The sequence below is a fragment of the Candidatus Accumulibacter propinquus genome, assembly GCF_056856495.1.
In genome coordinates this window covers 34,290-56,801 of the sequence record NZ_JBSEHC010000005.1, presented here as the reverse complement: position 1 = coordinate 56,801, position 22,512 = coordinate 34,290, and the positions used below count along the sequence as shown (strand labels likewise).

The window sequence follows — 22,512 nt, the reverse complement described above, 5'->3', positions numbered from 1 at the left end:
TCCGCCTGGCGCTCAATCATCGGCCGACTGCAGGCGCCCGTCACGCAGCGTCAGGATTCGCCCGACACGGCCAGCCAGCGCCGGGTCGTGGGTGACGACGACGAAACTCGTCTGCCGCGAGCGGTTGAGCGCGAGCATCAATTCGAAAACCCCTTCGGCGGTCTGCCGGTCGAGATTTCCGGTCGGCTCGTCGGCCAGCACGCAGGCCGGCTCGGTGACCAGTGCGCGCGCGATCGCCGCCCGTTGCCGTTCGCCACCCGACAGTTCGGACGGCGTGTGCTGCAGGCGGTGTCCAAGGCCGACCTCACCCAGCACCACCGCGGCGCGCGCTTCCGCCTCGGCTTTCGGCAGCCGCCGGATGAGCAGCGGCATGGCGACGTTCTCGAGCGCGCTGAACTCGGACAGCAGATGGTGAAACTGATACACGAAACCGAGGTGGCGGTTGCGCAGGATCCCGCACTGCGCGTCGTCGATCGTCGCCAGATCGTGCCCCATCAACTGGACGCTGCCACCGCTCGCGGCATCGAGTCCGCCCAGCAGGTGCAGCAGCGTGCTCTTGCCCGACCCCGACGCACCGACGATCGCCACCCGTTCGGCGACCTGGATTTCGAGATCGACCCCCAGCAGAACCGGGACGTCGGTGTCGCCCTGGCGGAAAATCTTGCTCAGGCCCTGGCAGGCCAGTACCGGCTCACTCATAGCGCAAGGCCGCCGCCGGATTGACCCGCGCCGCCCGCCAGCTCGGATAGAGCGTCGCCACCAGCGCCAGCACGAAGGCAACGCCGGTGATCGTCGTCACGTCTCCCCACTGCAACTCGGAAGGCAGGTTGGAAATGTAGTACACCTCCTTGGCCAGGAACTGCGTGCCGAGCAGGCGTTCGATAAACGGCACGACGACATCGACATTGAGCGCCAGGGCCACGCCGCCGGCAACGCCGAGGCCCAGCCCGATGAAGCCGATCAGCGCCCCCTGCACGATGAACACCGCCATGATGCTCAGCGGACTGGCACCGAGCGTGCGCAGAATGGCAATGTCGGCCTGCTTGTCGGTTACCGCCATGACCAGCGTGGAAACGATATTGAATGCCGCAACGGCGATGATCAGCGACAGGATGATGAACATCATGTTCTTCTCGATCTGCACGGCACGAAAGAAATTGGCATGGCTGCGCGTCCAGTCGCTGATGAAGGTATTGGTGTCGAGGGATCCCACCAGCAGGCGCGCCACGCGCGGCGCCTGGAAGAGATCGTCGAGTTTCAGGCGTACGCCGGTCACTCGATCATCCATGCGGTACAGGCGCTGCGCGTCGGCAAGATGGATCAGCGCCAGACCACTGTCGTATTCGTACATGCCGACCTCGAACAGTCCGACGACGGTAAAGGTTTTCAGACGCGGCACCACGCCGGCCGGGGTCACCACGCCTTGCGGCGCGATCAGCGTGACGCGGTCGCCGACGAAGACGCCAAGGGCGCGCGCCAGTTCGGAGCCGAGAATGATATTGAAGCGATCCGGAAGCAGGGCATCGAACTCGCCGCTCTTCATGTGGCGGCGAAAATCGGCCACCTGGTCTTCCAGATCCGGCTGGATGCCGCGCACCATGGCGCCGCGCACGGCTTGCCCGTAGGCCAGCATGCCCTGCGCCTGTACGAAGGGCGCGGCGGCGACAACCTGGGGTTGTGCCGCGGCCTGTGCTGCCACCCGCGGCCAGTCGACCAGTTCGCCGCCGACGCCACTGATCTCGACGTGCGAGACGACAGCGAGAATCCGCGACCGCAGCTCGGTCTGAAAACCGTTCATCACCGACAGCACGACGATCAGCGCGGCAACGCCCAGGGCGATGCCGAACATCGAAATCAGCGAGATGAAGGAGATGAAGTGGTTGTGCTTCTTGGCCCGCGTATAACGCAGGCCGATCAGCAACTCGTAGGGAAGGGCCATCGGCGGCGGCAACTCATATCAAGGCAGCGCTGCGAACGCCGCAAAGGCAAAAAGCGCTATGCTACACTTTTTCCGGGAGCGACCGCCCCTTGCCGGCTCCCGTCTTCCCGCCAGGCAGCGGCAGCGCGCGTCCACCCCCTGCCGCCACCGCCGAAAACCGCCCATCCCGATGCAGCTCACCCTGGTTGTTCCCGAACTCATCTGGCCCGAACCCGACGACCGCGAAAGCCTCGACGCCCTCCCGTGCCCGGGCCTGAACACGCTGATCGCGCGCAGCCGGTGCAGCCACCGTCCGCCGCAATCGCTCGAAGCGACCCTCTGCGACAGCTTCGGCCTGGGCGAGCATGCACCCTACGCCGCTTTCCGCGTCCTCGGCGAAGACGCCGCCCCAACGGCGGCCGATGCCTGCTGGCTGTGCGCCGACCCGGTGCATCTGCGCCTGCACCAGGAGCGACTGATTCTCGCCGACGGCGGCAGTCTCGGGATTCACTCCGCGGAGGCGCAGGCCATCGTCGACGAACTCAATCGCCAGTTCCCGGATCGCGGGACTTTTCACGCCGCCGCCGTCGACCGCTGGTACCTGCAACTGCCTGCCGGCACTGAACTCGGCCGCTTCGATGTCCTGCCACTGTCGGCCGTCGCCGGCCGCAGCGTCGGCCGGCAATTGCCCGCCACCCCCGAGACACGCTGGTTGCGCCAGATGCTCAACGAGGCGCAGATGATCCTGCACCAGCATCCGGCCAATGCCAGGCGCGAAGACGAAGGCCGATCGACGATCAACAGCCTGTGGCTGTGGGGTGCCGGCAAGCTGCCGACCGGCGGCGCGGGGGAATTCGCCGGCCTGTGGAGCGACCAGCCGCTGGCGCGCGGGCTGGGCCGCGCTGCGGCCATACCGGTGCAGGGGGTACCCGAAAACGCCGCGGCGCTGCTCGCCCGGTCACCGCCCGGCAGCCGCCAGATACTGCTGCTCGATGCGCTGCAATCGCCGGTGCAGTATGAAGACAGCGAGGCCTACCGCGCCACCTTGCTCGACCTCGAAGCCCGCTGGTTCGCGCCGCTGCAGAAAGCGCTCGCCGGCGGCAGGATGCAGCGCCTGCGCCTGGTAGCGACGACGGCTTACGGCGCACTGGCCTGGGACAGCAATCGCCAGGCGCAGTGGCAACTGTGGCGCCGCCCGCAGCCGCTGGCGGCCACCGCGCAGGCGCTGGCCAGAGGCGAGCGATGACCCAGCTGCGCAGCCGCCCCGTCTCGCAACGGGTCCAGTGGCAACTCGAACAGCAGGGTCTGCACCCGCTGCTGGCGCGCGTCTACGCCGGCCGCGGTATCGTCGCACGCAGCGAACTCGACTACGAATTCTCGTCGCTGCTGCTGCCGACTCGCCTGACAAACGCCGCCGCGGCGGCCGTCATCCTGGCCGACGCCATCGCCGACCGGCAGCGAATCCTGATCGTTGCCGACTACGACTGCGACGGCGCCACCGCCTGCGCGCTCGGCATCCGGGCACTGCGCGCCTGTGGTGCGACAGTCGATTATCTGGTACCGAACCGCTTCACCTACGGCTACGGCCTGTCGCCCGACATCGTCGACCTCGCGGCGAGCAGAAAACCGGCGCTGATCGTCACCGTCGACAACGGCATCGCCAGCGTCGACGGCGTGGCTCGCGCCCGACAGCTCGGCATCGCCACGCTGATCACTGACCACCACCTGCCGGGCGACGAGTTGCCGGCAGCCGACTGCATCGTCAACCCGAACCTCCCGGCCTGCGCCTTTCCGAGCAAGTGTCTGGCCGGCGTCGGCGTAATGTTCTACGTGATGCTCGCGCTGCGCGCCGAGTTGCGCAGCCGCAACTGGTTTGGCTCGGGCAGCGGGCGAAGCGAGCCGAATCTCGCCAACCTGCTCGACCTGGTGGCGCTCGGCACCGTCGCCGACGTCGTCAGCCTCGACCACAACAACCGCGTCCTCGTCAGCCAGGGTCTGCAGCGCATCCGGCAAGGCCGATTGACGCCGGGTCTGCGCGCCCTCTTCGGCGCCGCGGGCCGCAATCCTGCGCAAGCGTCGAGCTTCGACCTCGGGTTCATGATCGGCCCGCGCCTCAACGCCGCCGGCCGCCTGTCCGACATGTCGCTGGGTATCGAATGTCTGATCACCGACGATCAGGGACGCGCCCTGCACATCGCACAGCAACTCGACGCGCTCAATCGTGAGCGACGCGAGATCGAAGCCGGCATGCAGGAACAGGCGCTGCTGCAGGTCGCCAAGGCCGCCGCCGACCTGGAGGGTGAACCCGCCGCCGCGGTGTCGCTGTTCGACCCTGACTGGCACCAGGGCGTCGTCGGCATCGTCGCCGCGCGCATCAAGGAGCGACTGCATCGCCCGGTGTTCGCCTTTGCCCGTGGCGATGCCGGCGAAATCAAGGGCTCGGGACGTTCGATTCCCGGCCTGCATCTGCGCGATGCGCTCGATCTGGTGTGCAAACGCGCGCCCGGCCTGCTGCTGCGGTTTGGTGGGCACGCCATGGCCGCCGGGCTGACGCTGCGCGAGAGCGACTTTGCGCGCTTCCGCGAGCGGTTTGCACAGGTCGCCGAGGAGTTGCTCGCGCCCGCCGATCGGACGCGCACGCTGGAGACCGATGGCGGCCTCGAATCCGCTTACTTCTCGATCACCACCGCGCGGCTACTCGAAGCCGAAGTCTGGGGCCAGGGCTTCCCTGCCCCGCTGTTCGAGGACGAGTTCGCGGTCGAAAGCCAGCGCATCCTCAAGGACAAGCACCTCAAGCTACGGCTGCGCAAGGGGATGCAACAGTTCGAGGCGATCCAGTTCAACTTCCGGATGGCGCCGGGCAACCATATCCGTGCCGCCTACCGACTGGCAATCAACGACTTCAACGGCGTGCAGACGCCGCAGTTGATGATCGAGCACATCGAGAATCGCCCGGCGTAAGGGATCACCGGCCGGTCGCGGTGGCGCCGCCCACCCGGCCGGATCGCTGCTTCCCCCGCTCAGCCCGCCGGCCGGCGCTGACGTCGCCCGATCAGGCCGCAAACCAGACCGAGACCGGCCAGCGCAAGCGCGGAAGGCTCCGGGACGGCGCGGCTGGGCTCGGCATAGAGGAAGTCGTCCATCACCACGACATCATCGTTCGGGTTGCCGAGCAGACCATTGGCGACGATGGTATTCAGTCCCGACGTCAGGCGCACCCGGCTGATCTTTTCGCCACCGGTGGCCACCGCGCCGAGGAAGCTCAAACCCTGGTTGCCGGCGACCAGAACGTCGCGCGCATAAATCAGCGCGTCGCTGTCGTCGAAGAACTCCATTCTGCTCAAACCGGCGGATTCAACGTCAACAAAGACGGCGCCGAAGGCGCTGGTCGTGGCGGCGAGCGTCGTCCCCGGCACAAAGAACGTGACATCGGTGATGTTGCTGTTCACCGCGGTAAACAGCTTTTGCGCGCTGAACGCCTGGAAGTCGCCCGGAAAACCGAACAGCGTCGGATTGGCCGCGCCGCCGTTGGTACTGACCAGAAAACCGCTGCCCGGCGTACTGAAAACCACGCCGCGCGGTGAATTGACATTGAAGAAGTCGGCGGGCAACAGGTTGGGGTCGGTCCGCCCGTCAGGTACTCCGTCCCAGTTGATCTCGCGGCGCAGGCCGCCGAAGGAACCGTTGGCCGCGGCGATGCTGCCGCCGCCGACCGTGCTGCGAAAAGCATCGCGCGTCGGAGTGATCGCCGCCGCATCGGGACCGGTCGACTCGAAGGTGAGCAGCGCAGCCCAGGCCGATGGAGCCAACAGCAAGGCAGCCAGCACGCCCGCGGACTTGTGGATTGAAATCATCTTCTTTCTCCTCTCATTGATGGGATGCTGCGCCAGCGACGCCGCCAATGACTCGTGGAGGGCTGGAGCGGGCAATGCAAGCAAAATTCCCGCCAGAACATTTTGTTCTTTTACAACAATGTGCTATGGACAGCGTGCGGGTGCCATGCCTGGCCGGTGTAAAGAATCCCGACAGCCATCGGCAACGCACCCGCGCGACGGCGAAGACCTGCAGATTGACCGCGTGGCGCCCGGATGCCAGTCGCTATCGTCAGGCGTATATAATTCGGGGTTCATTCATCACGCGCGCAGGGATCTCATTCATGGAAGCCGAACAACTCAACACCATCGAAAACCGGCTCGCCGACCTGGGTCTGCGGGCCACTGAGCTGCGGAGGTATCTTTGACTACGATCAGAAAGCTGATCAGTTAAAGGCCGTCGCCCGCGAACTCGAAGATCCCAAGGTCTGGGACAACGCCGAACGCGCACAGGAACTCGGCCGCGAAAAACGGGCGCTGGAAAATGTCGTGCTCACCCTGAATCGGGTCGACGATGGCCTGCGCGACGCCGACGACCTGTTTGCCATGGCCCGCGAGGAAAACGACGACGACACGCTGCACGCGGTCGTCGCCGACATCGACGGCATCGACAAGGAAGTTGCCGCCCTGGAATTCCGACGCATGTTCAACAACCCGGCCGACCCGCTCAACTGCTTCGTCGACATCCAGGCCGGCGCCGGCGGCACCGAGGCACAGGACTGGGCGGCGATGCTGCTGCGCATGTACATCCGCTACGCCGAACGCAAGGGCTACGCGGTCGAGGTTCTGGAAGAATCGGAGGGTGAAGTCGCCGGCATCAAGACCGCCAGCATCAAGCTCAGCGGCGAGTACGCTTACGGCATGCTGCGTTCGGAAACCGGCATCCACCGCCTGGTACGCAAGTCGCCGTTCGACTCGAACGCCCGCCGCCACACCAGCTTCTGCTCGGTGACGGCCTACCCCGAAATCGACGACTCGTTCGAGGTGGACATCAATCCGTCCGACCTGCGCATCGATACCTATCGCGCCTCCGGCGCCGGCGGCCAGCATATCAACAAGACCGACTCGGCGGTACGCATCACGCACCTGCCGACCAATATCGTCGTGCAATGCCAGAATGACCGTTCGCAGCACCGCAACCGCGCCGAAGCGATGGCCATGTTGAAGTCGCGCATCTACGAAGCCGAGATGCGCAAGCGCCAGGCCGAGCAACAGAAACTCGAAGACGCCAAGTCCGACATCGGCTGGGGCCACCAGATCCGCTCGTACGTTCTCGACCAGTCGCGGATCAAGGATCTGCGCACCAACGTCGAAGTCGGCAATACCCAGGGCGTGCTCGACGGCGACCTCGACCAGTTCATCGAAGCCAGCCTGAAGCAGGGCGTGTAGCGCGTCCGACGCCTGTACTACCCATCCGAGCACCGATCGCGAGAATCCGCACATCATGTCCCAGACCCACAGCAGCCCCGAAGGCTCGCCACCCGACGAAAACCACATCATCGCCGAACGTCGTGCCAAACTCGCCGAATGGCGCCAGAGCGGGCAGGCCTACCCGAACGACTTCGCGCGCGAGAATACCGCCGGCAAGATCAACGACCTCTACGAAGCCAGAAGCCGCGAGGAACTGGCCGCGGCGCCGGTCGAAGTCCGGGTCGCCGGGCGCATCATGCTCAAGCGGGTGATGGGCAAGGCCTCGTTCATCACCCTGCAGGACCTCTCGGGCCGCATCCAGGTCTATGTCAGCCGCGACCACATCGGCGAGTCCGACTACGCGGCGTTCAAGCGCTGGGACATCGGCGACATCGTGGGCGCCGTCGGCACGCTGTTTCGCACGCGCACCGAAGAACTGACCGTCGAGTGCTCGGAGATCCGTCTGCTCTGCAAATCCCTGCGGCCACTGCCGGAAAAGTTCCACGGCCTGACCGACCAGGAACAGAAGTACCGCATGCGTTACGTCGATCTGATCACCAACGAGCAGTCGCGCTTCACCTTCGCCGTGCGCAGCCGCATCGTGCAGTCGATTCGCGGCCACATGGTCAAGCACGGTTTCCTCGAAGTCGAGACGCCGATGATGCACCCGATTCCCGGCGGCGCGACGGCGAGACCGTTCGCCACGCACCATAACGCGCTCGACATGCCGCTGTTCCTGCGCATCGCGCCGGAGCTCTATCTCAAGCGTCTGGTCGTCGGCGGCCTCGAAAAGGTCTTCGAGATCAACCGCAATTTCCGCAACGAAGGCATCAGCCCGCGCCACAACCCCGAATTCACGATGATGGAGTTCTACGAGGCGTACTCCGAGTACCGCCGGTTGATGGACTTCACCGAAGGTCTGCTGCGCCACAGCGCGCGCGAGGCGCTGGCCAGCGAGGTCTTCACCTACCAGGGCCGGACGCTCGACTTCGCCAGGCCGTTTGCCCGCCTGACGATCATCGAAGCCATCCGGCAGTTCCATCCCGGCTTCAGCGTCGCGCAACTCGGCGACGCCGCCTGGCTACGGCAGAAGTTGACGGCGATGAAGGTCGAAACCGGCGCGGAAGCCGGCGTCGGCGCGTTGCAACTGAAACTCTTCGAGGAAACCGCCGAAGCCGAACTCTGGGACCCGACCTTCATCATCGACTACCCGGCCGAAGTCAGCCCGCTGGCGCGCCGCAGCGACAGCAACCCGGAGGTCGCCGAGCGCTTCGAGCTGTTCATCGCCGGCCGCGAGATCGCCAACGGCTTCTCCGAGTTGAACGACCCCGAAGACCAGGCGGCACGTTTTCTCGAACAGGCGAAGGCCAAGGAGGCCGGTGACGAGGAAGCCATGTACTACGATGCCGACTACGTGCGCGCACTCGAGTATGGCCTGCCGCCGACCGCCGGCTGCGGCATCGGCATCGACCGGCTGGTGATGCTGCTCACCGACGCGGCGAACATCCGCGACGTGATCCTCTTCCCGCAGATGCGCGCCGAGTAGGCTGCCGAAGCCGCCGGCGCATGCGCCGCCACGCGATCGTCATCGGCGCAGGCCTGGCCGGCAGCAGCGCCGCCGAACGGCTGGCCGCGCGCGGCTGGGCGATCGCCCTGATCGAACGCGCTCAGGCGCCCGGCGAAGGCGCCTCCGGCAACCTCGCCGGCGTCTTGCGGCCCTTGCCCTCGCTCGACGACAACCGCCTCGCGCGGCTGACACGCGCCAGTTTTCAGTATACTTCCGCGCATCTCGCGACCCTGACCGCCGCCGGTCTGCCGCTGCGCTGGGGTCGGACCGGCGTGCTGCATCTGGCGCGTGACGAGCGACACGCGAGCACCCAGCAACGCGTCGTCGAAGCCCAGCAGCCGGCCGCCGACTACCTGCGCTTCGTCGACCGTGAACAAGCCAGCGCGCTCGCCGGCTGGCCGGTCGCCGGTGGTGGCTGGTGGTTTCCCGGCGGCGGCTGGGTCGATCCGGCGTCGCTGTGCCGGGCCAACCTGGCGCGACACGCCGCTTTGATCACCGCCCACTACGGTTGCCGGGTCGCGCGCATCGAACGCCACGCCGACCGGTGGTGCGCTTACGACGCCGCCGGAGATCGCATCGCCGAGGCGCCGGTGCTGATTCTCGCCAACGGCAGCGCGACCCGCGACTTCCCGGCGGCCGCACATCTGCCGCTGCGCGCCGCGCGCGGACAGGTTTCGCATCTGCCTGCCGAGGCGGTGTCGGCGCCGGCCATCGTCGTCTGCCGCCTCGGCTACGTGACCCCGGCGATCGACGGCCTGCGCTGCGCCGGAGCCACCTTTGCCGTCGACGACGACGAAGCGGCGCTGCGCGTCGCCGACCACGCCGAGAACCTCGCCAAACTCGATTTCATCCTGCCCGGCTACAGCCGTGGCCTGCGTCCCGAGGCCCTCGCCGGCCGCGTCGGCTTCCGCCCGCTGTCACCCGACCGCCTGCCGTTGATCGGCGCTGTCGCCGACGCCGGCGCGGTCGACCCCGGGCGTCCCTCGCCGCCCCTTGATCAGCTGCCGCGCCTGCCGGGCCTCTACCTGATCAACGGCTTCGGTGCGCGCGGCATCGTCTGGTCGGCGCTGGCCGGCGAACTGCTGGCCTGCCTGATCACCGGCGAAGCACCGCCGCTCGCCGGCGAGCTGGTCGACGCCGTCGATCCCGGGCGCTTCCTGCTGCGTGGCCGCCGGCGGTCTGGATTGCGGCTTCCTGACGAGCGTTGAAGGCGGCGCGTGACCCGCGCCTGGCGGCGAATCCAGAGCGGGCACACGCGCCCCGCGTCAGGTTCAGGTCGGCGCGGCCTGCAGCGACACCTGCTTGCTGCCGCCGGCCACCCACTGGGTGCCCTGCTCCCTGAAGCCAAAGCGGTCGTGAAACAGGCGTGACGGCTCATTGGCCGGCACGATGTTGTATTCGCAGGTCACCACCGGCAGGCCCTGCCGGCGCGCGTAGCGGAAGAGGTCTTCGTACAGCAGCGAGGCCAGGCGCCTGCCGCGAAACGCCGCCGACACCACGATTCGGTCAATATACAGAAAGCGCGGGTAATGCCGGGAGAACCAGCTGAAGTTGTCGTTCTCGTATCGCGCGTCGTGACGCATGGCCAACAGAAAAGCGACAACTTGCCCTTCGACGCAGCCCAGCTTGTGGTAACAGGCAAGCCGGTCGAGAGCCTGCAGGCGAGCGACGTCCATGTCGCTGGTGTGCTGCACCTCGGCGAGATTCAACGCGCAGATGGACTCGAAGTCGCCTGACGCAGCCTCACGAATGGCAATGTTCTGCATGGAAAATCCTCACGAAGCCGGATGGACGCGTACTGATGCAGTTCCGGATCATGTGTCGGTGAGCGCGCCCGGCGGCGACGGCGGCGCTTGCATTGCACCCCGGCAGCATGCGTCAGCCGAGTCTGGCAGCCTCTCCGGCAATGTGACCAGCCAGAGCGGTAACGAATGTCTTCACTCTCCATTCCCTCCAAGGGTTGACTGCTCTTCGCTGCTCAGGCCATACAGTTTGAATACGGCACGGTTGCACGCCTGCAGGTCCCTTTTGATGGCGGCATCTGCCAGTTCCGCCCGCAGTTGCGCGGATACCTCCGCCCAACGTGGAATGCGGATGCGCCGCAGGTACTGCGCCTGAAACCTCAGGAACCCGCCACGCATCTTCGTTGAGTAAGTGGATACGAAAAGACGGGTCGCGGCTGAGAGCATGACGGCCTGCAAGGCTCGCAAGTCCCAATCCTTCGATACGACATAATAGAGGTTGTGATGGGGATACAGCTCCCCCCCTTCGAAAACCACATGCGCCTCACCTTTGATGTCTGGTATCAGGAGCTTCGGAGTCGTCGCGAGTGCCGGCGTGATGCGGTCAATCGTGCGATACCAGTTGGCCGGATTCTTTTGCGCGCAGTGACGACCGGCAATGACGTCGCGACGCAGTTCCAGGTAAAGGCGCAGGCGCGGATAATGGCGGAGATCGACAAGACCTCCACCCTCGGCAAACGGATTGACGATGCCCTGCCCCCGCCATTGCACTTCGCCGGAGGCAATGTCCCTGGTGGTCACCAGCGGCAGTTTGCGATCCGCCTCGACATCGAGCGCCTTGAAGTCAGCGATGTATGCCTTGTCCGCGCCGGTCGCTACGCCGATCCCCACCTTGCAGCCCACTTCCTCAAGGCTGGGAAAACGCCGCTCCAGGCGGCGAATCAAGGCCATCTGATCCAATGATTCGAGCAGCCACGGCTGCGAACCATCGGCAACGCCCACCATCTCGCGCACCAATCCAGGCTCCTTCGGCACGATCCGCGCGCACAGCGCATCGGTCAGTGTCGCCAGCGTCGCGCGGTCGATGGCCGGGCGATGGGCAATGCGTGTCGTGCCTGGCGCTTCGCGCGTAATGACGGTGATCGCCGGATACGCGATCACATCGGAGTGGAATGCTGGAGTGTCCATCATGTCGATATAGATCTTCAGGTGGAACTGCTCGGCCACGAGGCTGCGCAGCGGCCCGCCATAGCGGTTCTTCATCCAGCGATCCGCGCAGATGAACGCCAGACTGCCGCTCTTGCCGAGCAGCGAAAGTGAACGCTCAATAAACGGGATGAAGATATCGGCCCGGTCATACATCGTTTGATAGCGGCTGCGGTATTCTGCCAGCAGCGGCGCCGGAATCGATTCCTGGCGAACATAGGGCGGATTGCCAACCACGAAGTCGAATGGCCCATCGAGAGGAGCCAACAGGAAGTCGCCCAGGGAAAGCCAACGCTCGGCCAGGAGCATCGCCGTTCCGGCAGCCAGGCCTTGCTGCCTGAGCAAGGCCTGCACGGCCGCGTGCGTCGCCTGAAAAGTCTCACGATGCAGCTCGACGGCCCGGATGGCATCGCCCAGATCTTCCAGCGGCGAGTCGGTTGCCCGCTTGGCCCGCCACGCCCGCAGCAGCCTGCCGACGACGGGCAGCAGGAAATCGCCGCCGCCAAATGCAGGCTCCAACAATCGCTTCGCATGCAGCGGCTGGTCGTCGGTATAGCCCGCAAGGTCGAGGATGAAATCAACCACCTCGGAGCGGGTAAAGATGGCGCCACGCGATTCCGTTCCGGCGGCACTGGACAGTTTCTCGATCGCCGCAGCCACCATTGGCGAATGCCCAGTGTTCCGATCGTCACACAGATCAAGGCTGAACTGCCTGGACAACACCTTCATGATCCTCCCTGCCTGCTGCCAGATTTTTCACCAGGTACGTCGCCGGCCGCATCGCTGGCCGGGCGGCGGCCAGACCCGCTCAGCGCGGGCACGGCAACATCCTGCCGACAGGGCGACGCCGGAGTATCCGCCCGGCCCTTGCTGCCGGCCCTGGCGAGGTTCTCCCCGACCCGGAAGCGGGTCATCGCGGTGATCAGCGCGACCGGAATATCGACGCTCAGCGGCAACTGCAGCGTTCCCTTCGATGTGGGATAGGCGGCGATCTCGTCGCGGAATTCGGCGATCGCCGACGCGCCCGGGTAGAACCCGAGGTGATTGGTGAACGCGGCAAAGTGCACCAGGTTGCCGTGCTGGACAAAGGTCGGGATCCGGTAGCTGATCTTCTCCGTCGCGTCCGGCGCCGCCAGCCTGATGGTCGCGCGCATCGCTTGCAGAACGGCCTGGATGTCCGCGGGAAACGCCGCGATATAGGCATCGATGTCTTCGGGGATTACCGGGTTCGCTCGCATCGTGGACTTTCTGCCGGAGAAATTCGGGGCGTCACTGCCCGACAACGGTGGCGCAGCGGTGGCGACTTCCTGTCGATTCCGATGCCGCGTCAACCTGGCCGGCGTGCTCATGATGCCACGCCGGCCGACTCCGCGCGAGTCAAGGCGTTGTTTATCGAGCTGCTGAGCGAACGCATCGTCGACGGCAAACCGGCAGCCGCGATCAACGCAGAGACCGGGCCGGGTGCCGCAGCAACCACAACAACAACCAGTTTCGGGCCAGGTGCCGAGTACCTATCTTCTCGCACACCATGTTCCGGATGTGCCAAAACCCGTGACATCAGGAAGGATTGATCAGCCATCTGCTTACAACTTTGAGTTCATCGAACCAGGACTGCAATGTCGCAAGGTCAAGGTTTACAGAACCAATGATGCGGCAGAACAGCTTTACAAGGATACGATCCCGCTTGATCAGGGTGGCTTCCAGATCATTGTCGTCGGCACGCGTAATCCCGACTATATTCCTTGAACAACTGACATCACAGGGGCGCGAAGCTCATTCGGAGACCTGACCACGAAGTTTCGCTACGGTCCACTGGCAAGACCGGCACTGCCTAGGGCGGAGCCATCGAGGCGCAGCCCGCCAGCAGCGCGGCGGGCGCCAGCATGGCTGGTAGCGATCTGGCGTGGCACGGTGGCGTGGCGGTCACCGCAGTTCGAACAGTTCTTGATGGAAGTCCTCGGCAGGCAATCGCCTGGCACGGAAATCGCGGCGCAGATCATGGCCAAAGCCCGACGGACCACAGAACCAGATATCGCTGGATTGCCATTTCGGAACGACCCGCGTGATCCGTTCCACGGTCAACGGGGTGTCCCCGCCCTTGAGCACGTGCAGCGTGACCTTCGCCACCTGCGCGTCGCGTCGCAGGCGGCTGATGATCTCGTCGTCTGCCCGAGCGGTACTGTAGAACAGGTCGACGATCTTGCCATCGGGTTGCCGCGCGAGTTTTTTCATGCGCGCCACGAACGGGGTGATGCCGATGCCACCGGCAATCCAGATCTGGCGCGGTTTGTTTCCGATAAAGTTGAACTGGTCGTAGGGACCCTCGACCTTGACCGGATCGCCGACCTTCAGCGTCGCCGGCAGGGTCTGCGTATAGTCACCCAGGGCCTTGATCGCAAAGCGCAGGCGTCCATCGCCATTCCACACCGAGGTGATGGTGAACGGGTGCGGACCTTCCTGCGCATCGAAAGTGACGAAAGCGAACTGCCCGGCCTGGTGACCGCGCCATCGACCCTTGAGCCGAATCGCCACTTCGAGGACGTGGATGTCCTGATGGCGGCTGATTTCGTCGATCACCGCCACCGCCCGACGGCTCTGCCCCACGCGGCTGCAGAGGATGCCCAGGGCGGCCGCGCTGCCGGCCATCAACAACCCTGCCAGCACCGGCCCGACGGCCTCGCGCCAGTAGCTGAACTTCATCAGCACCACCGAATGAAAGACCAGGAACAGATACGCCACCGCCAGCAGGCGATGGGTCTTGAAGAAGTGGCGATAGGGAAAGCGCTTCAGCAGCGCCAGCACGATCAACAGCGCGGTGGCGTAGAAGGCCCATTCGCCGATCCCCTCCGCCAGCCCGCGCTGACTCTGGAAGAATTGCTGCACGCCTTCACCCGGCGCGGGCGCACCATGGCGCGCAGGCCGCGCCATCAAGCCGAGACCGACGAGCCATTGCGGTGCCTGCGTCAACAGCCAGTGCGTACTGGCCATCAGCAGCGCGCCGATACCGAGCCACTTGTGCAGTCGATACATCTTGTCGAGGCCACCCAGGAAGGGTTCGAAGAAGACCGGCCTGACCGCCAGGATCATGGCCACGCTCATCATGCCGATGGCGATGATGCCGCTGTAGTTGATCAGCAAAGCACGCAGCACCAGGAATTCGTATGGCACCGAAAACGGCGGCTCGGCCGCCAGGCACAGCCCGGTCAGCACGATCGCGATGCCCCAGAAGCTCAGCTTGACAGGCTTCATGGCACTTCCAGCGTGCCGCGTCGCGCCGGCCCGGCAAAGGTCAGCGAAGTCTGGCGAAGATCCATTCCTGGGCAGGCGGGGACTGAGGCACTGCTGATGATCGAGAGAGGCATTTGTTGTTCTTGCGAGTTGATCACTGACCCTCCGGGTGGGCCTGGGCACTGCCTCCGTATCGTGAGCGCACGGCGCCGGGTGGTCTGTGCGCCAGAGCACCGAGCCGGTTGAGCTGCGCCGCTCGTGGATTCGCCAATCCAGCCAAGGTCGAAGTTTACTTGCGCAGTTACCCGAACCTCTGGCACGAACTCTCCTACCGCTACGGCATCACCGACGGCAATTGCCAGATCCGCGCCGACTGGAAGCGGCTGTTCGAAAAGTACCGGAACGTTTTCTGATCGGATCGGATACCTGGATCGACGAGCGCTGGGACAGCTACGGCAGTATCATGGCCGACTACCGCGCCTGGTTGCGACAACTGCCGGCCCAGGTGGCCGAAGAAATCGCCTTTCGCAACGGCGAGCGACAGTTTCGCAGATCATGGCGGCGCCCTTTCCGCGTTCGCGATGGCCGCGGCCGCAGAACCTTGACCCCTCACCGGAGCCCCGCATGGCCGATACCCTTGCCGTCAAGACCGTCGCCAGGCTCCCCGTACTTGACTATGAGCAGGTGCGCGACCAACTGCGCACCGGTGATCTGGTTTTCTGCTCGGGCAGCTATTTCTTCTCGAAGACGATCCAGTGGTTCACCCGATCCGTCTGGAGCCACGTCGGCATCATCTATCGCGACGACAACCTGCAGCGCATCTTCGTTCTGGAGAGCGAGACCGTCATCGGCGTTCGCCTGGCGCCGCTTTCCAAGTATCTTCGCGACTACCACGGCCGCAACAAACCCTACAAGGGACACATCATCATCGGCCGCATCGATCCCGCGCCGGACCACGAGAAGCTCAAGAAGGCGATCAGCTTCGGCATGGACGAACTGACCAGACCCTACGACAACTGGGAAATCTTCCGCATCGCGATGCGCATTCTCTTCAAGCGCGGCCGCAAGAACCGCGACCGCAAGTACATCTGTTCAGAACTGGTCTACGAGGCGTTCCGCAAGGCCGAGATCGCCTTCAGGTTCAACCGCAACTCGATCAGCCCCGACGACATCTGGCAGGATGGACGCGTGCTGATGAAATTTCGGATCATGTGACGGCGAGCGCAGCCGGTGGCGATGGGGCTGGGAGCTTCGGCAAGAATAGGAGGGGGGCAGGCTTGCTTTCTCAGCCCCTGCAGCAACCGCTTGAATGCCCAGTGTTCCGATCGTCACACAGATCGAGGCTGAACTCTGCCTGGACAACAACTTCAGATTCTCCCTGCCTGGCGCTGGAAGTCACTCATAGTACTTTCCTCGCCTCGGGGCCACCAGTCTCGAAGCCCTCTTCCCGACCGGCTGATCGCCAACACCAGGCCATTCGCCAACCGCGGCGGCCCCCTTGCGGGCAGCTACTTGATGCAGACCGCCCGCACCTGCTTCAGGTCGGTAACTCCCGACAGGACTTTTTCGATGCCGTCCATCTTGAGGGTGTGCATGCCTTCATTGAGCGCGGTGGTAAGCAACTCGGCCACGCGCGCGTGCTCCTGAATCTGACGCTTGAGGCGGTCGGTACCGATCAGCAGTTCGTGCAGGCCGACACGCCCCTTGTAGCCGCTGCCCGCACAGGCATCGCAGCCGCGGGCACGGTAGAGAGTGAAGCGGCCCTCGCTGGCGTAGCGCGCCAGCCATTCCTGGCGCACGCGCTCGATGGCAGCCTGCGCGTCGGCCTGCCATTGCGCCGTGTCCTTCATTTCGGCGCAGTACTCCGAGAGCAGCAACTGGATGTCTTCCGGCGTCGCCTGGTAGGCAGTCTTGCATGATTTGCACAAGCGCTTGCCGAGCCGCTGCGCAAGAATGCCCAGCAGCGCATCGGCGAAGTTGAAGGGGTCCATGCCCATGTCGAGCAGGCGGTTGATCGACTCCGGGGCGCTGTTGGTGTGCAGTGTGGCGAACACCAGGTGGCCGGTCAGCGACGCTTCGATGCCGATCGACACGGTTTCCTTGTCGCGCATTTCGCCAACCATGATCACATCGGGGTCGGCTCGCAGGAAGGCACGCATCACGGTCGCGAAATCGAGTCCTGCCTTCTTGTTGACCTGTACCTGCCGCAGACCTTTCTGGGTGATCTCGACCGGGTCCTCGGCCGTCCAGATTTTCGTTTCCGGCTTGTTGATGTAACTCAGGATCGAATGCAGGGTGGTCGTCTTTCCCGATCCGGTCGGGCCGCAAACGAAGAACAGCCCGTAGGGCTTGGCGATCACGTCTTTAAGCCGTTCGAGGTTATGTGGCGTCACACCGAGATCATCGAGTGGAATCGGCTCGCCGGCGGCGAGGATGCGCAGCACGACATCCTCCATGCCGCCGGCCGTCGGCAGCGTTGCCACGCGCAGTTCGATGTCCAAAGGCCCCCACTTCTTGAACTTCATCTTGCCATCCTGTGGCCTGCGCTTCTCGGAAATATCGAGATCGGACATGATTTTCAGGCGCGCGATCAGGGCGCTGCGATAGGATGCCGGCACTTCGATGTAAGGCGCCAGAGAACCATCCCGACGGAAGCGAATCAGCGTCTTTTCCTTGCCGGGCCGAGGTTCGATGTGAATATCGGAGGCCCCTTTCTGGTAGGCATCGACGATGATCTTGTTAACCAGCCGCACGAGTTCGTTGTCCGCTGCGGCACTGAGGACCTCGGCATTGCTGCCGGGCGTATCGCCCACTTCATCGTCGTCGAGACCGGACAGCAGATCCCCGACCGAATCGATGTTCGACAGGGCGCCGAAGAATTGGTCGACCAGTTGCGAGAAATCCCGCTGCGTGGTGACGCGGTAAACAATCCGCCGCTTCGGGAAAATGTTGTTGACCATCCGCGAACCCTTGAGGCGCTCAGGGTCGATGGTGACCACCACCACGCCCTCGCTGGTCTCCTCGATCGGCAACCAGTGATTGGCCTCGGCGTAGTCCCGCTTGAGATTCTTCAGCAGATCGATCGGCCGGATGCGCTCGCTCTGGAAGGGCTCGTAAGGAACGCCGAAGAACTTGGCCAGTGACGCCCCGATCGCCGGCAATTCAACCTGGAATTCCATGCGCAGGACTTCTTCGAGACTGCTGTTCTTGCGGCGTGCAGAACGTTGCGCGAGTTCAAATTCAGCGGACGAGATGATCGCATCGCTCACCAGTGCATCGTATTTCCCTTTCAGCACCGGGCGTTCCTTCTGGCGCTGCGCAAAGGCTACCGCCAGGGTCTGTGCCAGGGCCTGGATGCCTTCGTCGGCGACGCCCGGAAACGGGATGTCCGAGCGATTGTTGATCAGTTGAACAACCCCCAGCAACTCACCGTTCTGGGCGTTGACAATCGGCGCGACCAGCATCTGCTTGGATCGGTAGCCCGTACGCTGATCGACTTCTTTAAGGAAATACAGGCGCGGGCTATGGCCCGCCAACTCGCGATCATCGTAGACGTCGCGAATGTTGACCGCCTTGCCGGTCGCGGCGACATAGCCGGCAACGCTCTGCTCGGAAATCGGCAACCTGATCTCCTGATGCGAAGCGAGCCCGGTTTTTACCTTGGAGACGATGCTCTTGCGGTCGTCGCTGATCAGGTAGATCGTCAGGCGATCGCTGTGGAACAACTCGCAGATATCCTCCGACATCTCGAGGATGATTTCGTCGATGTTGCTGGTGCCGTGAATCTTGGTCGTGACGCGCTGCAGGTTCTTGAAGAACCCGAGGCGGCGACTCATGTCACCCAGGTTGGTTTCTAGCGGCCAGTCGGCTGACATCTATGCTTATCCTCGTTGCGCGGCAGCATCCGGACTGCCGCCGGCACGTATTGCAAGTGGTGGTACTGGAAATCACACAGGGAAAATCTACCGCGGTTTGCCGTCCCGTTCATCGCCGATTGCTCAAAATTCGAAGACCTGATTGTTCTGCAGCATTCGGGGCCGGAAGTCTGCGGCGCAGGCCTGGATTTCAGCCATCGTCAACTCGATCTGGCTGGGCTTGAGATGACTGATATAGATCTCGGCGGCGATCGACAGCTTCCTCAACTCACTGGCCAGCAAGCTTGGACACAAGTGTTTGGATAACTCCGCAAGCCGCTGTTCGCGATTCGGGAAGGCGGTTTCGATCAGTAGATAACGCAGATTGGCAATGCGATTGACCACTGGCCAAAAGCGGTCATTGACCGTTGTGTCGCCGGTGAAAACCAGGCTGCCAGCCCCGGAATCAAGCTGATAGCCCACCGCTGGAACCGTGTGCTCGGCAGGGAGCGCCGTGATCGTTCTCTCGCCCAGCCGGACGGACTGTCCCAGAGCGATGGCCCGATACTGCATGAGAGCTGCCTCCGGGCTTGGGATCATGGTGAAATCCGGCCAGATCGCCCAGTTGAAGATGTGCTCGCCGAGGATCTCGAGCGTCGCGGCCGTGGCATGAACCGTCAGCGGTTTGTCTCGCAGATCACTGACCGAGTCGATCAACAACGGCAGCGAGGCAATGTGGTCAAGGTGTGAGTGGGTGAGAAAGACATGGTCGATCAGCGCCAGTTCGGCAAGCGGGAGATCGGCGACACCCGTACCCGCGTCGACGAGAATATCGTGGTCGATCAGCATCGAGGTGGTCCGCAGATGGTAGCCGCCAATCCCGCCACTGCAGCCGAGAACCCTGACTTTCATGCTAGTTTCGCCGCATCCTCTGCTCCCCGGATCTGCCGCTTGCCTTGGTTGCGGTCTTGTTGCACCTTCGCCCAAGCGGCATACTATTGCCCATCAGTTCTTCAGAAAGAATTCCATTTTCACACCTGCCATCTCGATCAGGTCATGATCCTCGAGGCGCTGCGCCTGCGCATCGACGACCCGGCCGTTCAGCACCGGGAAGGCTGCACCTTCAGCGTGCGTCAAAAAGTAACCATGCGGCCGCCGGGCAATCACCGCCACCTGCCCAGGCTTTCCAAGCGTGGTCAGCGTCTTGGTCAACTGCAGTTGGTGGCCGGCGTTGCTGCCGCTGAGCAACCTGATCGCAGCGGCCGGTGGACCAGGCGGCGCCACGTTACTCGCTGCCTGGCTGGTGGCGAGTACATCAGCGCCATGCGCAAGCCCTGGCCCCGGAATGGACGCGACGCCCACCGTACCGCTGTAGTCCGAGGCCTCTCCCGAGGCTGCCGGTGCGGCAAGATACTTCATCTTGTATTTGCCAAGCTCGATGACGTCGCCGTCCTTCAGGAAATGCTTCTTGACCGGCTGACCATTGACCAGCGTTCCGTTGGTACTGTTCAGATCCTCGAGAAACGAATCACTGAGAATCGTCACCACCGCCGCATGTTCGCCACTGATCGCCATATTGTCGATCTGGATGTCGTTGTGTGCCTTGCGGCCCACGGTCATGCGTTCCTTGACCAGCGGGATTTCCTTGAGTACCAGCCCATCCATGCTAAGTATCAGCTTTGCCATCGCTATTCTCGCCCTTAATTGAGCCATGACCAGAGTTTCGACCAGCCGCCTCTGGCGGCAGGAAACTCGCGCAGAACCTTGACCACCGCCACCGAGATATTGTCCTCGCCACCGTTGTCGTTGGCTATCTTGATCAGTTGCATCGCCGACAGATCAAGATTTGCGCCGGACATTTCCAGGACGTGCTGGATTTCCTCCTCCTCGACCATATCGTACAAGCCATCCGAACACAGCAGATAGACATCGCCCGCCCGTACCGGATAGACGTGAATTTCCGCTTCCACATCGGGATCGACGCCGATGGCGCGGGTCACCAGATTCCGGTTGAGCGCGTGCCGCGCTTCTTTGGCGGTGATCAGACCGCGATCGATTTGTTCCTGGAGGACCGAGTGATCGTGGGTCAGGGCCACGAACTCCTCACCGCGTAAACGATACAGGCGCGAATCGCCGACATGCGCGACGATCACCTTGTCATCGCAGAACACGGTCGCCACCAGCGTGGTGCCCATGCCGCCGAGTTGCGACTGACTCGCCGACGCGACATAGATCGCCGCATTTACCGACGCAATCTGCTCCCCTAGAGAACGGCGCGCAAACGGCTGCCCCGTCTCAATGTCGTGTTCGTATGCTGCGGTGACCTTGAAGGCCTCTGCCAGTTGCCTGGCCAGCAGCGTGGTGGCCATGCTGCTGGCGACTTCACCGGCGTTGTACCCGCCCATGCCATCGGCGAGGATCGCCAATCCCTGGCTGGCATCACCAAACACCGAATCCTCGTTCTGACCGCGCACCAGCCCGGGGTCGGTATGGACGACGATTTCCAGCGCACCCAAGAGACTGTTTGTCACGTACTCCCCCATCACTGAACAGCACCACCGACCAACAGCAATCTGCCGCATGTCCGAAAGGATCCCCGGACCGAAAGCCCGGCTGCAACGGCAACGAGAGGCATCAAGCCCCTTGGACTGCAAACACCCAGCATTGTGCCAAGACTAGCTACCATAAGGCAATTCAATGCCAACACCGAGTTCACGCGCCAGCTCCTCAAGGTGGACCGCCACCGCCAGATCCTGAATGGCCATGCCCTGGGACTCGAACAACGTAATCTGGTCATCGGTCGAACGTCCGGCGTGCCGGCCGCAGATCACCTCCCCGAGTTCGAGCAACTCGCGCGCGTGCAGGCGCCCCTTTTCCAGCCAAGGCAGCAGATCACCGGCCTCACGCAGAGCCGTTTCGACGCTGTCTACGACGATCGGCGAGCAGCGTTTCAGGACGTCCTCACCAAGTTCCCGACGAATCAATGAATTCGAACCGGCAGCATTGACATGTGTGCCCGGTGACAACCATTCGGCATTGAACAGGGGCGTCGCCGAGGTGGTGACCGTACTGACGATATCACTGCCTCGTACCACATCTTCCGGCGAAACTGCGGCGATCACTTCGATGCCAAGGCGCGCGGACATTCTGGCGCAGAAGGCAGCCAGCTTTTCGGTGCGGCGCGCAAACACCTTCACCCGCCTTAGCGGTCGCACTGCGGCAAGCGCTTCGATATGCCCCTCGGCCTGCCAGCCGGCGCCGAAGACACCGGCCACCTGCGCGTCGGACCGCGCCAGCCAGCGTGTGGCAATGCCTGCGGCCGCACCGGTACGCATCATGCCCAGGCGATCGGCCTCGATGACCGCACGCAGGCTGCCGCTTGACACCCTATAGAGATGTACCAGAAAGCGCACGCCCGAACGATTGCTGGTGTAGGCCTTGTACCCGATGGCGTCCAGCCTGGGCAAAGCGCCCTGCAGAATATGCAGGGTCGTCGTCGGCAGGCGGGTACGTTGCCTGGGCACATCGCAAGCCTGCCCCGACGAAAGATCGCGGTGCGCCGCCTCGACGGCCTCCAGCACCATCGGCATGCTCAACAGTTGTTCAACATCCTTTTCACTCAGAAACAGGGACATCCTGGCCTCGAACGGGGAAATTCAACGATCAACACGCTGTGCTCGCAGCAGCCCGACAAATGGCGCCAAACACTTTCATC

20 protein-coding genes are annotated in these 22,512 nt (G+C 63.7%); 8 read left to right on the top strand and 12 right to left on the bottom strand.

The window, feature by feature from the left end:
* Positions 1–12 precede the first annotated feature (12 nt).
* Complete coding sequence (gene lolD, locus AC15MQ_RS17915) at positions 13–699, bottom strand: lipoprotein-releasing ABC transporter ATP-binding protein LolD (protein WP_287668179.1); 687 nt, start codon at positions 697–699, stop codon at positions 13–15.
* Entirely contained in the window at positions 692–1,939 is a 1,248-nt protein-coding gene (locus AC15MQ_RS17910; RefSeq protein WP_483080861.1) for a lipoprotein-releasing ABC transporter permease subunit, read from the bottom strand. Before AC15MQ_RS17910 ends, lolD begins: the two co-directional genes overlap by 8 nt.
* A 169-nt stretch (positions 1,940–2,108) precedes the next feature.
* Here AC15MQ_RS17910 and AC15MQ_RS17905 point away from each other — a divergent pair, with 169 nt between their 5' ends.
* Entirely contained in the window at positions 2,109–3,164 is a 1,056-nt protein-coding gene (locus AC15MQ_RS17905) for a hypothetical protein (protein WP_483080860.1), read from the top strand.
* A complete protein-coding gene (gene recJ, locus AC15MQ_RS17900; protein ID WP_483080859.1) occupies positions 3,161–4,879 on the top strand; it encodes a single-stranded-DNA-specific exonuclease RecJ in 1,719 nt (572 codons plus the stop codon). Before AC15MQ_RS17905 ends, recJ begins: the two co-directional genes overlap by 4 nt.
* A gap of 59 nt (positions 4,880–4,938) precedes the next feature.
* Here the strand turns inward: recJ and AC15MQ_RS17895 are convergent, their stop codons facing one another.
* Complete coding sequence (locus AC15MQ_RS17895) at positions 4,939–5,772, bottom strand: PEP-CTERM sorting domain-containing protein (protein ID WP_287654501.1); 834 nt, start codon at positions 5,770–5,772, stop codon at positions 4,939–4,941.
* Positions 5,773–5,846: 74 nt separating this feature from the next.
* Here AC15MQ_RS17895 and AC15MQ_RS17890 point away from each other — a divergent pair, with 74 nt between their 5' ends.
* From AC15MQ_RS17890 to mnmC1, 4 genes are all read left to right on the top strand, one after another.
* Entirely contained in the window at positions 5,847–6,158 is a 312-nt protein-coding gene (locus tag AC15MQ_RS17890) for a hypothetical protein (RefSeq protein WP_483080932.1), read from the top strand.
* Positions 6,075–7,179, top strand: a protein-coding gene (prfB, locus tag AC15MQ_RS17885; protein WP_287654502.1) for a peptide chain release factor 2 whose coding sequence is annotated in 2 segments (ribosomal slippage) — positions 6,075–6,155 and positions 6,157–7,179 — 1,104 coding nt in all. Because the reading frame shifts where the segments join, the coding sequence is not laid out codon by codon here. Before AC15MQ_RS17890 ends, prfB begins: the two co-directional genes overlap by 84 nt.
* 55 nt (positions 7,180–7,234) lie before the next feature.
* Positions 7,235–8,746: a lysine--tRNA ligase gene (gene lysS, locus AC15MQ_RS17880; RefSeq protein ID WP_483080858.1), complete on the top strand. Its 1,512-nt coding sequence runs from the start codon at positions 7,235–7,237 to the stop codon at positions 8,744–8,746.
* A 20-nt stretch (positions 8,747–8,766) separates the two neighbouring features.
* Entirely contained in the window at positions 8,767–9,975 is a 1,209-nt protein-coding gene (mnmC1, locus tag AC15MQ_RS17875; protein WP_483080857.1) for an FAD-dependent 5-carboxymethylaminomethyl-2-thiouridine(34) oxidoreductase MnmC1, read from the top strand.
* Positions 9,976–10,038: 63 nt separating this feature from the next.
* Here the strand turns inward: mnmC1 and AC15MQ_RS17870 are convergent, their stop codons facing one another.
* The 3 genes from AC15MQ_RS17870 to AC15MQ_RS17860 all read right to left on the bottom strand — a co-directional run bounded on the left by AC15MQ_RS17870 (position 10,039) and on the right by AC15MQ_RS17860 (position 13,064).
* Positions 10,039–10,533, bottom strand: coding sequence for a GNAT family N-acetyltransferase (locus AC15MQ_RS17870; RefSeq protein ID WP_287654505.1), 495 nt, complete (start codon positions 10,531–10,533; stop codon positions 10,039–10,041).
* A 171-nt stretch (positions 10,534–10,704) separates the two neighbouring features.
* Entirely contained in the window at positions 10,705–12,378 is a 1,674-nt protein-coding gene (locus AC15MQ_RS17865) for an Eco57I restriction-modification methylase domain-containing protein (RefSeq protein ID WP_483080931.1), read from the bottom strand.
* A 62-nt stretch (positions 12,379–12,440) separates the two neighbouring features.
* Complete coding sequence (locus AC15MQ_RS17860; RefSeq protein WP_483080856.1) at positions 12,441–13,064, bottom strand: iron chaperone; 624 nt, start codon at positions 13,062–13,064, stop codon at positions 12,441–12,443.
* 112 nt (positions 13,065–13,176) lie between these two features.
* On the opposite strand from AC15MQ_RS17860, the gene AC15MQ_RS17855 reads away from it, so the two are divergent.
* Positions 13,177–13,461: a hypothetical protein gene (locus AC15MQ_RS17855; RefSeq protein ID WP_287654506.1), complete on the top strand. Its 285-nt coding sequence runs from the start codon at positions 13,177–13,179 to the stop codon at positions 13,459–13,461.
* A gap of 177 nt (positions 13,462–13,638) precedes the next feature.
* Here AC15MQ_RS17855 and AC15MQ_RS17850 read toward each other — a convergent pair whose 3' ends face one another.
* Positions 13,639–14,964, bottom strand: coding sequence for a ferredoxin reductase family protein (locus AC15MQ_RS17850; RefSeq protein WP_483080855.1), 1,326 nt, complete (start codon positions 14,962–14,964; stop codon positions 13,639–13,641).
* 603 nt (positions 14,965–15,567) lie between these two features.
* Here AC15MQ_RS17850 and AC15MQ_RS17845 point away from each other — a divergent pair.
* On the top strand, positions 15,568–16,158 hold the full coding sequence (locus tag AC15MQ_RS17845) for a YiiX/YebB-like N1pC/P60 family cysteine hydrolase (RefSeq protein ID WP_287654508.1): 591 nt from the start codon (positions 15,568–15,570) through the stop codon (positions 16,156–16,158).
* A 293-nt stretch (positions 16,159–16,451) separates the two neighbouring features.
* On the opposite strand, the gene AC15MQ_RS17840 is transcribed toward AC15MQ_RS17845, so the two are convergent.
* The 5 genes from AC15MQ_RS17840 to AC15MQ_RS17820 all read right to left on the bottom strand — a co-directional run bounded on the left by AC15MQ_RS17840 (position 16,452) and on the right by AC15MQ_RS17820 (position 22,432).
* Positions 16,452–18,818 carry a GspE/PulE family protein gene (locus AC15MQ_RS17840; RefSeq protein ID WP_287654509.1) on the bottom strand — a complete coding sequence of 789 codons (2,367 nt, stop codon included), beginning with the start codon at positions 18,816–18,818 and terminating at the stop codon, positions 16,452–16,454.
* A 123-nt stretch (positions 18,819–18,941) separates the two neighbouring features.
* A complete protein-coding gene (locus tag AC15MQ_RS17835) occupies positions 18,942–19,709 on the bottom strand; it encodes an MBL fold metallo-hydrolase (RefSeq protein WP_287654510.1) in 768 nt (255 codons plus the stop codon).
* Positions 19,710–19,802: 93 nt separating this feature from the next.
* Entirely contained in the window at positions 19,803–20,483 is a 681-nt protein-coding gene (locus tag AC15MQ_RS17830; RefSeq protein WP_287654511.1) for an FHA domain-containing protein, read from the bottom strand.
* A gap of 14 nt (positions 20,484–20,497) precedes the next feature.
* Complete coding sequence (locus AC15MQ_RS17825; RefSeq protein ID WP_287654512.1) at positions 20,498–21,328, bottom strand: Stp1/IreP family PP2C-type Ser/Thr phosphatase; 831 nt, start codon at positions 21,326–21,328, stop codon at positions 20,498–20,500.
* A 144-nt stretch (positions 21,329–21,472) separates the two neighbouring features.
* On the bottom strand, positions 21,473–22,432 hold the full coding sequence (locus AC15MQ_RS17820; RefSeq protein ID WP_483080854.1) for an ornithine cyclodeaminase family protein: 960 nt from the start codon (positions 22,430–22,432) through the stop codon (positions 21,473–21,475).
* Between the last annotated feature and the right edge of the window lie 80 nt (positions 22,433–22,512).